The sequence below is a fragment of the Nocardioides sp. Iso805N genome (assembly GCF_000364605.1).
Classification (GTDB): domain Bacteria; phylum Actinomycetota; class Actinomycetes; order Propionibacteriales; family Nocardioidaceae; genus Nocardioides.
In genome coordinates this window covers 336,951-349,465 of the sequence record NZ_KB822578.1, presented here as the reverse complement: position 1 = coordinate 349,465, position 12,515 = coordinate 336,951, and the positions used below count along the sequence as shown (strand labels likewise).

General features: G+C 68.1%; 10 protein-coding genes. 5 read left to right on the top strand and 5 right to left on the bottom strand.

Translation table 11 applies throughout. The features are described from left to right. Positions 1-28: 28 nt before the first annotated feature. Positions 29-2,122 (bottom strand): PKD domain-containing protein, encoded by a 2,094-nt coding sequence (locus H036_RS0111520; RefSeq protein WP_017934939.1) that lies wholly within the window; start codon positions 2,120-2,122, stop codon positions 29-31. A 308-nt stretch (positions 2,123-2,430) separates the two neighbouring features. On the opposite strand from H036_RS0111520, the gene H036_RS0111515 reads away from it, so the two are divergent. From H036_RS0111515 to H036_RS0111500, 4 genes are all read left to right on the top strand, one after another. Next, on the top strand, positions 2,431-3,633 hold the full coding sequence (locus tag H036_RS0111515) for an ABC transporter substrate-binding protein (RefSeq protein WP_017934938.1): 1,203 nt from the start codon (positions 2,431-2,433) through the stop codon (positions 3,631-3,633). Positions 3,634-3,667: 34 nt separating this feature from the next. Beyond that, complete coding sequence (locus tag H036_RS0111510; RefSeq protein WP_017934937.1) at positions 3,668-6,484, top strand: branched-chain amino acid ABC transporter permease/ATP-binding protein; 2,817 nt, start codon at positions 3,668-3,670, stop codon at positions 6,482-6,484. Further along, positions 6,481-7,206, top strand: coding sequence for an ABC transporter ATP-binding protein (locus tag H036_RS0111505; protein ID WP_017934936.1), 726 nt, complete (start codon positions 6,481-6,483; stop codon positions 7,204-7,206). Before H036_RS0111510 ends, H036_RS0111505 begins: the two co-directional genes overlap by 4 nt. 69 nt (positions 7,207-7,275) lie before the next feature. After that, entirely contained in the window at positions 7,276-7,857 is a 582-nt protein-coding gene (locus H036_RS0111500; protein WP_017934935.1) for a TetR/AcrR family transcriptional regulator, read from the top strand. On the opposite strand, the gene H036_RS0111495 is transcribed toward H036_RS0111500, so the two are convergent. Next, on the bottom strand, positions 7,850-9,265 hold the full coding sequence (locus tag H036_RS0111495) for an amidase (protein WP_017934934.1): 1,416 nt from the start codon (positions 9,263-9,265) through the stop codon (positions 7,850-7,852). The two genes, H036_RS0111500 and H036_RS0111495, sit on opposite strands and share 8 nt — an antisense overlap. 161 nt (positions 9,266-9,426) lie before the next feature. Here H036_RS0111495 and H036_RS0111490 point away from each other — a divergent pair, with 161 nt between their 5' ends. After that, positions 9,427-10,185: an SDR family NAD(P)-dependent oxidoreductase gene (locus tag H036_RS0111490; protein ID WP_017934933.1), complete on the top strand. Its 759-nt coding sequence runs from the start codon at positions 9,427-9,429 to the stop codon at positions 10,183-10,185. A gap of 60 nt (positions 10,186-10,245) precedes the next feature. Here H036_RS0111490 and H036_RS0111485 read toward each other — a convergent pair whose 3' ends face one another. The 3 genes from H036_RS0111485 to H036_RS0111475 are packed head-to-tail and all read right to left on the bottom strand — an operon-like array spanning position 10,246 to position 12,496. Beyond that, positions 10,246-11,025: an SDR family NAD(P)-dependent oxidoreductase gene (locus H036_RS0111485; protein ID WP_198289953.1), complete on the bottom strand. Its 780-nt coding sequence runs from the start codon at positions 11,023-11,025 to the stop codon at positions 10,246-10,248. A gap of 29 nt (positions 11,026-11,054) precedes the next feature. Continuing rightward, a complete protein-coding gene (locus H036_RS0111480; RefSeq protein ID WP_017934931.1) occupies positions 11,055-11,285 on the bottom strand; it encodes a hypothetical protein in 231 nt (76 codons plus the stop codon). A gap of 11 nt (positions 11,286-11,296) precedes the next feature. After that, positions 11,297-12,496, bottom strand: a complete 1,200-nt coding sequence (locus tag H036_RS0111475) for an amidohydrolase family protein (protein ID WP_017934930.1) — start codon at positions 12,494-12,496, stop codon at positions 11,297-11,299. Positions 12,497-12,515 lie beyond the last annotated feature (19 nt).

Here is a 12,515-nt window from a genome sequence, read left to right as displayed (position 1 = left end):
GCCCGTCGCCGCCCCGGGTGGCCGGCGCTCAGCTGACGACGATGCGCGCGGACGCGACGTTCGTGATCAACCGGTGCACCTGCGACGCGTCGCCGTCCCGCTGCGAGCGCACCCGTGCCGTGACGAAGTACGTGCCCGACGTGTCGTAGACATGACTGGCCTGGAGCGTCAGCGCCGTGTCCCTACCCGTCACCTCATGCTGGAACGGGAAGGAGCCGGAACCGTCCCAGTCCCACTCGACCGAGACGATCGTCCCAGCATGGGGCGGCACCTCCGTGTCGACGACCAGCTGAACCTGATCACCCGCGGCGACGTGGGTCCGCACGCCGCCATCGGCGGTCACGCTGACGACGGGCTGGATGCCACCCCGGGCGGATGCCGAGGCAGGCAGCTTCACCTGTCCGTCGACCCACTCGAAGGCCGTGTTCGACGGCGCCTCGCCGCCTTCGGTCCAGGAGATCAGGTCGGCGAGTCCCTGCTCGATGATCGGGAAGTAGTCGATCAGCCATGTAGCCGTTGCTCGGGTCGGGCCGTTGGGCAGGTACGACGGCGGTATGTGCTCTGCGTTCTGCGTCCACTGCAACCGGTAGTGGTCCGCGGCGAAGTCGGGACCACCGGTTGCCATCACCGCGTCGCGATAGATCAGACCCTGGCCGGGCCAGAGCGAGGAATCGTGGGTGTGCTGCATCCACAACAGCTTGCCGGCGTAGTGGCCCGTGTAGGACACGCCCATCAGCGGCGACATGAGCGGCACCGGGTGCTGACGGTAGATGGCCTGCCCGTCGTGGCGCAGTGAGTCGAACTGGGCGTCCTCCATGAGGTGGTGACGGTGGAAGTAGCAGAAGGCCAGGAACTTCCGGTTGTCGACGTGGATCTCGTCGCCCGCCTTCACCCCCTCGAATCGCTTGAGGTTCGCCTCGCCGTGCCCGTCGCAGGCGAACAGGTCCCCGACAGTGCTGATGGCGTACAGCTGGCGCCCGGCCGCCTCACCGCTGGTGAGCTGCAGCCCGGCACCGAGGCGATACCCCTCCGGTAGCCCCTTGACCTCGATCGCGTAGGCCATGTCCATGCCGGCTTCGCCGGCCATCAGCCCGGCCATCGTCTTGGTCATCATGTACTCCGGCGCCTCGAACGCCGGATCGGTCAGCAGGTCGCGCACGGTCACGACCCTGCTGACCGTGGTCCTGACGTCGATCACGTCCCGCTCGACCGCAGTCGGGAGGTCATGGCCGATGTAGCCCGGCTTGGTCCAGAAGTCATCGAAGTAGGTCGGGTCCTGCTCCACCAGGAGGTCGGCGATGGACGACCAGAGCCAGATCTGACCCATCGGCGTGAAGATCATGAACTCGTTGCCGTGCGGGAAGCCCTGGCGGTACAGGCTGGCCAGCTCCTCGGCCTGGTGGGTGTCGAGTCCCTCGAAGGGGTTGCCCGTGCCACCGGGCTGCATCGCGTCGATGAGTCGGCTCGCAGTGCCGGGGTCGCGAAGCAGTCGCTGCACGTTGAACATGCACGCGAAGCTCATCACCTGCGCACCCTTGATGCGCTCGGTGGCCGGGAACGGCCGCACGTCGCCGCCACCCATGAACGGCATCGCGCCGTCGAAGACGTCGGGCGCGTTCTCCAGGACGAGCGGTGATCGACGTCCGCCGCCGCTGCCGCCCCACACGTAGGAATGATGGGGCTCGACCCCGTAGACCTGCCGGGCGACGTACTTGGAGAAGCGCGCGCCCTCGACCGCGGCCCGCCAGCCGTAGAGCGTCGCGTCCTCGCCGCCCTTCGCGTCGATGTCGTCGCCGATGTGTCCCATGTTGGTCTCGACCATGTAGCCGCCGACGCGTGCGGTCAGCGGCAGGCCGCCCATGGCCTCGCCGAGCGCTCCCCCGAAGAAGTCCTCGTGTCCGGCGTGGGCTCCCTCCATCGGCATGACCAGCCGACCCTGCCACTGGTCCTTCGGGGGGAAGTAGAACGTGAAGCGGGTATCGCAGTCGGCGAATCCGCCATGGATCTGGCGGTGCGGAACCGGCGTCTCCCGCTCCTCGTCAAGGTCGATGTACGGCGCACCGAAGTGCTGGTCGGTGACCCGGTAGCTCTCGCAGTCGATGCTGGCAGTGAGTGTTGTCATGGCTGTCCTTCGGTCCGGTGCGGAGTCGGCCCGGCATGCGCGAGGTCGCGCCCGAAGTCGGCTCTGAGGCACGTGCTTATGGGGGCGACTCTGGCGCTAGCGTCACCTTGTGTCAACAGCGTTCACAACGGAAGTGTCACGGATTGTGAACAACGTTGACGCACTGCCCGGGTGTGTCTAGGCTCACATCGCAATCACGGCCAGGCCCCCGTAACGGGAGCGGGCCTGCATCACTCGGGAGAGCTATCGGCTGCGAGGGCACGGGCGGCATCGGCGCTGCCCGTGACATCCCAATCACAGGAGATCTGATGTACCCCAAGAAGGCACTGACAGCGTGGGCAGCGATGGGCGCAGCGGCGCTCCTCACCCTCTCCGCATGCGGCTCGTCCGGCGACGACTCCGCGGCCAGCGGCAACGATCCGCATGCCGACGGCACGACCGCATCGAGTGGTTCGCAGAGCTCGGTCAAAGCAAAGATCCTGGTCACGGGCGATTTCACCAGCACGATCCCGTTCACGCTCCCGGAGATCGTCCCGATGGTGAAGGGAGTCCTGAAGGACTTCCCGGGTGTCGAGGTCGAGACCTGCGATGCCAAGGGGACTGCACCCGGGTTCTTGGCCTGTGAGCAACAGGCGGTGGTCGACAAGGTCGCCGGAGCCGTCATCGGTTTCAGCGGCGGCGGCCAGGACATGAGCATCCTCACGAAGGCCAAGATCCCGGTGCTCGGCACGGGTGACGCCCACAGCGCCAACAGCTATCCGGTCTCGGAGTCGTTCTCCCAGTACGTCGCTCTCGGCGCGGGTCTGGCGCACTCCGGATGCACCAAGCTAGGCATCATCTATCTCGATGGATCTGACTTCCTTGTCAACTACATCAAGGAAGGCTTCGAGGGACTCGGTGGCAAAGAGGTAGCGCGTGCAGCGGTGGCCGCCAACGCCGCCGACCTCTCCCCCGCGGTCGCGAAGGTCGTCGGCGCCGGCGCGCAGTGCGTCGCGATCAGCCTGGCCCCGACAGGAGCCGCCCAGGCGCTCACCGCGTTGAAGCAGAGCGGCGCGAAGGTCACCGTCGGCGGCATCTCGGCCGTGTTCAGCCAGCAGGTGCTCGCCGCCCTCGGCCCGCTCACCGACGGCCTGCTCGTGACCGACTCCCAGCTCAATGCCGATGACCCGGCCGCCGGCGTCCAGCAGGCCAAGACCGCCATGCAGGCGGTCGACGCCAAGGCTCCCCTCACCGAGCAGGCACTGACCGCCTTCGTCAGTGCGAAGGTCCTCGCGGCAGCCTTTGCGACCGCCCGTGGAAGCCTCGACGCCGCAGGGCTCACCAAGGCGCTCGACGGCCTGGTCAACGTCGACGTCGACGGCGTCATTCCGCCGTGGTCGACGGCACCGCTGGACAGCAAGACCTTCTCGCGGATCTTCAACCACTACGGCATCACCTACAAGGTCGAGAACGGCAAGCCCGTCAGCCAGGGCACCTTCTACGACATCTCCAGTCTGCTGACGGGCAAGTAGTGGACGCCGGCGCGAGGACGAACAGGAATCTGCGATGACCGAGATCTGGAGATTCGCCGCGCTGGGGCTGGGGGCGGGATCGTTGTACGCCCTCGCCGCCATCGGCCTGGTGCTGGTCCACCGCGGCTCGGGCGTGGTCAACTTCGCGCAAGGCGCGGTCGGCATGATCGGTGCCTACGGATACTTCGAGGCCCGGGAGCAACACGGCCTGCCTCAGATCGTCTCGGTGGTCATCGGCGTCCTCGCCTCGGCCCTGCTGGGCGCTCTCTTCCACCTGCTGATCCTTCGCCTGATGCACGGCGCATCGGCGCTGGCGAAGATCGTCGCGACGCTGGCCCTCCTCGTCGTGCTCCAGTCGGCTGTCATGATCATCTACGGCGATCTGCCGAAGGTGATCCCGTCGTTGCTCCCGATCTCGCCGGTCAGCATCTTCGGCGCGGAGATCGGTCAGGACCGGATCTACATCTTCGGGATCGTCATCCTCGCCACGGTCGGTCTCTGGCTGATCTACCGCTTCACCCGCTTCGGGGTCGCCACCACAGCCGTAGCCGAGAACCCGCGCGCCGCGGCGGCCCTCGCCGTCTCGCCGAACCTGATCGCGGCCGCGAACTGGGCCGTCGGCTCGGCGCTCGGTGGCCTCGCGGCGATCCTGCTGGTGCCCATCACCGGACTCGGGACGGCGAACCTGACCTACCTGGTGATCCCGGTGCTGGCCGCCGCTGTGGTGGGACGGTTCTCCTCGTTCCCGCTGACCGTCATCGCCGGTCTCGTCATCGGGGTCGCGCAGTCCGAGGTGACCCGCTACGTGACCCAACCCGGCTGGGGTACGGCGGTTCCGTTCCTGCTGGTGACCGTCGTCCTGCTCGCCCGTGGCAAGCGGGTCGCGGGCAAGGACGAGACCTTCGGCCGGATGCCCCGACTCGGTACCGGGCGGGTGGCACCGGTCACTGTCGCGGTGGCCCTCGCCGTCACGCTCGTCTGCATCTGGACGGTACTTCCCCTGACGTGGGTCAACGCGGTCCAGGCGCAACTCCTCGGCGCGCTGATCCTGATGTCGTTCGTGGTCGTCACCGGCTATGCGGGTCAGCTGTCCTTGATGCAGTTCGGCTTCGCCGGTCTTGGTGCCCTGGTCTCCGGCTGGCTGGTGGCCAGTCACGGGTGGCCGTTCGAGGTCGCCGTGCTCGCCGGGATGCTCACCGCGATCCCGGTGGGTGTCGTCGTCGGCCTGGCAGGAGTGCGCACCCGTGGCGTCTACCTCGCGATCCTGACGCTCGGCCTGGCCATCTCGCTGGAGGCGGTCGTGTTCGGCAACTCGGCCCTCGCCGGGGGCCCCTCGGGCTACGACGTCGGCGACACCCACGTCTTCGGGATCGACGTCAACGGGCTCTTCTATCCCAAGCGCTATGCGACCTTCACCCTGATCGTCCTTGCACTGGTGGGTCTCGTCATCACGAACCTGCGCCGCTCGCGGGCGGGACGTCGGCTCATCGCCGTGCGCACCAATGAGCGAGCCGCCGCTGCTCTCGGCATCTCCGTGACACAAGCCAAGCTGTACGCGTTCGTTCTCGGAGGCATGATCGCGTCCCTCGGCGGAATCCTGTTGGCGTTCCGCAGCCCGCTGTTGCAGTTCACCGCCTTCTCCGGTCTCCAGTCGGTCACCGGAATGCAGAACGCCGTCCTCGGCGGTGCCGGCACCCCTCTCGGCCCGATCGTCGGCAGCGGCTTCCAGCCCGATTCGCTGGGACAGCAGATCTTCAGCTTCCTCGGCTCGAAGGTGGCGCTGTGGATCGGTCTCGTCAGCGGAGTCGGCCTCCTCTTCATGCTCACCTACGCGCCTGACGGTCTGGCGTTCACGATGGTGCCGCGCAAGGTTCAGGACCGCCTGGCGAGCCGACGCGCCGCCAGGGCCGGCACCCGCTCCGCCGCAGTCGGCCGGGCGACCGAGGTGGCCTCGGAGCCGGCCGTTCCCTCCTCCGTGCACCGGGTGACGCCGAAGGCCCTCCAGCTGCGCGACGTCACGGTCCGGTTCGGCGGGGTCGTCGCCCTCGACGCGCTCTCCCTCGACGTACAGCCCGGCGAGGTCGTCGGGCTCATCGGGCCCAACGGCGCGGGCAAGAGCACCTGCATCGACGCCGTGACCGGATTCAACACACCCGCCTCGGGCGAGATCCGGCTCGGTGAGGAGCGGATCGATCGTTGGTCCCGAGAACGGCGGGTCCGCGCAGGCTTGGGCCGATCCTTCCAATCGCTCGAGCTGTTCGACGACCTGACCGTGCGGGAGAACCTGCTCACCGCCTGTGACGACCGCGATCTCAAGGCCTATGTGACCAACCTGGTGGTACCGAGCCACGACCGGCTGACCCCCGCCGCACTCGCCGCGGTCGACAGCTTCGGCCTGGCCCCCTTCCTCGATGTGCGCGTCGAGGATCTCGACTACGCGATGCGACGCATGCTTGCTGTCGCCCGTGCCGTCGCGGGCGGCCACTCGGTTCTGCTGCTCGACGAGCCCGCCGCGGGTCTCGGCGACGTCCAGACCCGTCACCTCGGCGACGTCCTGCGCAACCTTGCCACCGAGCACGGCATGGCGATCTTCCTCGTGGAGCACAACATCGACATGGTGCTGCGCAGCTGCGACCGGGTCTACGCCCTCGCCTTCGGCTCACTCATCGGCGCCGGCACGGCCGAGGAGATCCGCACCAACGCCGAGGTCATCGACGCCTACCTCGGCACGAGCCGCTTCACCAAGGAGAGCGCCGCAGACGCTGCGGCCGGCGTGAGCGAAGCTGGCGACGCGAGCTCCGCCGTACCCCCTGCCCAGCCCACCGCCACCTCGATCGGGAGCTCGTCATGACCATTGCCGATGCCATCGACACCGCACTGCTCGAGGCGCGCGAGCTCACCGTGGGCTACGGCGCCGTACCGGTGGTCCACGATGTCAACCTCACCGTCGCCGCCGGCGAGGTCGTCGCGCTGCTCGGCGTCAACGGTGCCGGCAAGACCACGACGGTCCGTGCGCTCGCCGGCGACCTGAAGCCGATGGGCGGTGAGGTGCGGCTGCACGGGCAGCGCGTGACCGGTCCCCTGCACCAGCGGGCGAAGCACGGGCTGCGCTATATCTCCGAGGAACGCTCGGTGTTCATGGGGCTGTCGACGGCCGACAACCTACGCCTCGGCGGAGCCGTCAGGCATCGTTGCCTCGAGCTGTTCCCCGAGCTGGAGCCTCTGCTGGGACGCAAGGCGGCCCTGCTCTCGGGCGGTGAGCAGCAGATGCTGACTCTCGCGCGGGCACTCTCGGTGGACCCCAAGGTGCTGATCGCCGATGAGTTGTCACTTGGCCTCGCCCCGCTCGTGCTCGAGCGCCTTCTGCTCGCGGTGCGCGCGGCGGCCGACCGGGGTGGAGCAGTGCTCCTGGTCGAGCAGAACGTCCGCGACGCGCTGGAGGTCGCTGACCGAGCCTACGTTCTCAGCCACGGACAGATCGTGCTCGAAGGCGAGGCGAGGGACCTGAGGGGGCGGATCGACGAGATCGAACGGACCTATCTCGCGGGCTCGGAGCTGGTCACGGCGCGATGACGTCGCGGTGCCCTCACCGGGCCGTGGCATGCTGGTGCGGTGCGCGATCATGCTGCGATGGGAGATTACGTGACGAGTCCAGCCGCGCGGCCCGGCCTGAGCATTGAGCTGATCGTCGACACCGCGCTGCAGCTCATCGCCAAGCACGGCGCGGACCGTCTCTCGATGCGCCAGCTCTCGGCCGAGCTCGGGGTCTCCCTCGGCGCGACGTACCGTCACGTGCCGAGCAAGGAAGCGCTGCTCACCCTCTGCGGGCGCGCGCTCTACGAACGCAGCTACACCAGCCCCGACCATGGCGAGGACCCCCTGCTGTGGGTACGCGAGCAGGTCATGCATCTCTACGACCTGTTGGTGGCCCACCCCGGCATGGCCAGCCGCATGGCCAGCAGCACGGTCTTCGCCGGCAACGTGGACCCCGAACTCCAGGAGGCCGTGCGAAGGTCGCTCATCCAGGCGGGACACAGCGAGGAGAACGCCGACATGGTCGGCCTCGTGCTCACCCTGTTCACCGCCGGAGCGCTGATGGCGTCGGGGCGATCGGACGCCGAGAACACGAGCGGTCTGAGCACGCGGTCGCTGATCGTGACCGGTATCGACTTCATCCTGCACAGCTATGCGGCGGGTGACGCCGGCGCGCCGCCACTCAGCTGACGCGAGGCCGCTCGTCGCGAGGGAATGCCCGCTGGACGGCTGCGGCAACGCGAAGCACCAGGTCCTCGCGCCCGTGCCAGGCCGCGATCTGCAGTCCGACCGGCATGCCATCGACGAAGCCACACGGCACCGAGACGGCCGGGAACCCCAGCCAGTTGAAGAGCATCGTGTGGCTGCAGTAGACCGGGGCGAAGCTGCCGCCGGGGAACGATGGGCCGTCGATGGTCCAGATGCGATCCCATTCCGACGTGGTCGCCGCGATCCGCTGAGCAGTCACGGACAGGAGTACGTCGTACCTCGTGAAGAACTCGCGGAAGTGGTCCCAGTTTCGGGCGCGCGAGGCGGCCTGCTGCCGGTAGAGGTCGGGGTCGAGCGGTTGGAGGGGGGTCTGGTTGGTGCCGACCATGACCTCGTATGCGGACGGCTCCACGGTCCAGCCCACGGTTCCGATCGCGGCCCGGTCCTCCCACACCTCATCGACCGTCTCGACGCGAGCCCCGAGCGTGGCAAGGCCCGCTGCCGCCGCCCGGGCGACATCGATCACGCGACTGCTGTCGGCGGTCGCATAGGTGTCGGCGAACCCGAAGTTCTCGGTCCACCCCATCCGCATGTCCTCGACACCACGATCGAGCCCCTCGACGCAGTCGAGGGGCTCGTTCTGTACGGCGACGTAGTCGCGCCCGTCGGGTCCCTCCATCGCGCGCGTGAAGAGCGCTACGTCGCGGACGTCGCGCGCCAGCGGGCCGTAGCTCGCCGTGAGCATCATCGTCGGCCTGCGGTAGTCGACGTGCGGGATCAGGCCGCGGGACGTGTGCAGCCCGACCACGCCCGAATATGCCGCGGGCAGCCGCGTCGATCCCCCACCGTCGGTGCCGATCGTGACGGGCAACAGCCGGGCGGCGGCGGCTGCGGCGCCGCCCGAGCTGGACCAGCCGGGAACGCGCTCGGGATCCCACGGGCTGCGCGCCTCGGCGTCCCAGTTGAAGGGACTGAACACTCCCGGTTGGGCGCGGTCGTGCGCGAGGTTGGCGCCGGCCCCCATCATCGTGTTGGTGCCGACGATGATCGCGCCGGCCCGGCGCAGCCGTTCGACGGCGATGTCGTCGAAGTCCGACAGCTCGTCCTGAGCGCCCTGACGCAGATGCAGACCCTCGACGCGGATGTGCGACTTCACCGAGGTGGGAATGCCGTGGAGATCGCCCAGCTCCTCACCGGCCGCGACCGCACGATCCGCCGCCCTCGCCTGCGCCAGCGCGCCTGCATGGTCGACCTCCTCGAAGGCGTGCAACGTCGGATCGAACTCCTCGATGCGGCCGAGGAAGTGCTCCGTCACCTCGAGGCAGGAGACCTCGCGCTTGGCGATGAGGGCGGCGATCTGCCATGCCGGCAACCAGGTGAGTTCGGACAAGGGGACACGCTCCTCGGTCGGATCAACGCACCGGGACATGACGGACGTCACGCCTCGTTACGCCGAAGTTAGGCGTCGACAGCGAGCCTGTCAACAGTGTTCACTTGCGCCTACGAAGACGGGCGGCGCGAGGTACGCGACGCATAGTGAAGGGAAGCGCGATGGCGAGCTCACTCGACGGCAAGGTGGTCCTGATCAGCGGCACCGGCAGCGGCATCGGACGTGCCGGTGCTCTACGGTTCGCCGAGGCAGGCGCAGCAGTCGTCGGTTGCGACCTCGATGCCGAGCACAACGCCGAGACGCACCGCATGATCAGCGCAGCCGGCGGCACGATGGTCGACGTCTCCCCCGTCGACCTCGGCGAGCTCGCCGGGTGCCAGGCCTGGGTCGACCGCGCGATCGACGAGTTCGGTCGGGTCGACGTCCTGTGGAACAACGCGTCGGCATGCGCCTTCAAGACCATCGACACCATGACGGTCGAGGAGTGGGACTTCTCGATCCGCAACGAGCTGAGCCTGGTGTTCCTCGGCACCAAGGCGGCCTGGCCGCACCTCAATGAGAGCCATGGCCTGGTGATCAACACCGCGTCCGTCGCAGGTCATGGCGGTGGGGTCGGCGGCATAGCCCATTCGGCGACGAAGTGGGCGGTACGAGGCATGACGCACGTCATGGCAGCGGAGGGCGCACCCGGCGGCATCCGTGCCGTGAGCATCAGTCCCGGAGTGATCGAGACGGCGGGCTCAGCCGAACAGCTCGGCATGCCGGGGGCCACCGAAGCACTCCTTCGGCAGTCGCTGGTCCCGCGGCTCGGACAGACCGACGACATCGCGAAGGCGGCGGTGTTCCTAGCGAGCGACGATGCGGCCTTCGTCACCGGAATCGACTTCCGGGTGGACGGCGGCCTGGTCAACCACGGCTGACGCCGTACGCCGACCACGCCGCCGCCGGAGGTGGTGCCCGTCGGAGCTGGCGCCCGTCGCTCAGACGAGCGCCGCGTCCTGCTCCGACTCGGACGCCGCGTCACCGTTGATGGAGAAGCCGCCGTCGACCGTGACCAGGCTGCCGGTGGCGAACTCGGCCTCGTCGGATGCCAGCCAGGTGGCGGCGTAGGCGATGTCCATCGGGTTCCCGATCCGGGTGAGCCGCCCGCCGCCCTTGTGGCCGCCGATGTCGCCCTTCAGCGCGACCACACGACCGACGAGGATGCAGTTGGCCCGGATGCCGTCGGCGCTGCCCTCGGCAGCGAGCGAGCGGGTCAGGCTGTTGACGCCGCCCTTCGCGGCGGCGTACGCGCTGAAGCCCTTGAAGCCGGCCACGGACTGACCCGAGGAGATGTTGAGGATCGAGGCGCCCTCCGCCCGGGCGAGGTGCGGCCAGGCGTACTTGCAGGCCCAGAAGACGTTGCCCGTCAGCGTGCCGGTCAGGATCGCCTCCCACTCCTCGGTGCTGTATTCGTGCAGCGGCTTGACGCTGGTGGCGACAGCACCGGTGGGCGCGGCATTGTTGACCAGCGTGTGCAGCGCGCCGAAGCGCGCCACGGTGGCCTCGACCACAGTTCGCATGCTGGCTTCCGAGGTGACGTCGAGCTCGAAGAACTCTGCCTCGCCCCCTGCCTCACGGATTCGGTCGACGACCTTCTGGCCACGCTCGACCGTACGGCCGGTGACCGCCACCTTGGCGCCCTCCGAGGCGAAGTGCTCGGCGATCGATCGCCCGATCCCCCGCGTCGAACCTGTCACCAGCGCGACCTTGCCGCTCATCCTCATACCCACAACGGATCCCTTCGTGATCAGTGAGCTGCCGCGTCGAGCAACGACGCGCGCAGTTTCTCCATCGCGACCAGCCGACGGCGCACCATCTCGATCGCTGACACCGGGTCCGGCCCGGCAGGCGCCGCCTCGAGCCGGGCGAGCCGCTCACGGACGAGCACGATCTCCTCGTCCAGACGCTCGGCGGCCTCGTCCTTGGTCAGCAGGTCCTGGTCGACCCAGTCCGGCGCATCGATGTCCTTCTCAGCCATCCGACCGTTCCTCAGATCCGCGGGAAGTTGTACAGCTTGCGGGCGTTGAGCTCGACGATCTTGTGCACCTCGTCGTCGGGCACGTCGATGAGGAGCTTGGCGGCGTACTCGCGGCTGTTGGGCCAGTTGGAGTCCGAGTGCGGGTAGTCGCACTCCCACAAGATGTTGTCGAGACCGATCTGATGGCGCCGGGCGATGCCCTCGAAGTCGTCGATGTAGCAGCCGTACATGTGCTCACGGAACAGGTCGGAGGGTCGGACCTCCTTGTTCACGTTCTGGTACCAGCGGTGCCGCTCCCAGGTGAGGTCGATGCGCTCGAGCAGATAGGGCATCCACCCGATACCACCCTCGGACAGCGCCACCTTGAGGTTGGGGAACTTGTAGAAGACCGGCGAGAACAGGAGGTCGGCGGTCGCGTCCATCGAGTTCGTCCCGAAGAGCGCGATCATCACTGCCATCGGCGCCTCGGGCGAGGTGATGGGCGGCTTGCCGGAGGAGCCGAAGTGCATGCACAGCGGCATCTGGGTCTCCTCCGCAGCACGGAAGACCGGGTCCCAGTGATCGGTGTAGAAGGAGGGCAGGCCGAGGCTGACCGTGTTCTCCGGGAAGGTGATCGCCTTGGCGCCCTTCGCGGCGCAGCGATGGATCTCCTTCGCCGCGAGCTGCGGGTCCCAAAGCGGGAGGATGATCATCGGGATGATCCGACCGGGCGCGTACGTCGACCACTCGTCGAGGATGAAGTCGTTCCACGCCTGCACCGAGAGCAGCGCGAGCTCGCCGTCCTTGTGCTCCAGGAACACGGTGCCGGCGAAGCGCGGGAAGGACGGGAAGCACATCGCCGCCTGGACGCCGTCGATGTCCATGTCGGCGATGCGCGCCTTGATGTCGTAGCAGCCCGGGAGCATGTCGGAGTAGCGCGTCGGCTCCATGCCGTACTCCTGCGGCTTCTTGCCCGCCACCGCGTTCAGCCCGATGTTCGGATAGATCCGACCCTCGTAGTTCCAGACCTCGGCGAGGCGCGGCGCGGCCGGCTTCTCGCCCTCCTTGCCGTTGCGCGAGGCGTCGAGCAGCGCCGCGGAGAGGCCCTCGTCGCCATGGCTCTGGGTCATGTCCATCTCGACGATCCGCGGGCCCTGGTCCAGGTACTTCTTCGGCAGGCGGTCCGTCCACAGTGTCTTGGGCTCGATCACGTGGTCGTCCACGGAGATCATTTGCATGTGGTCCTGAAGC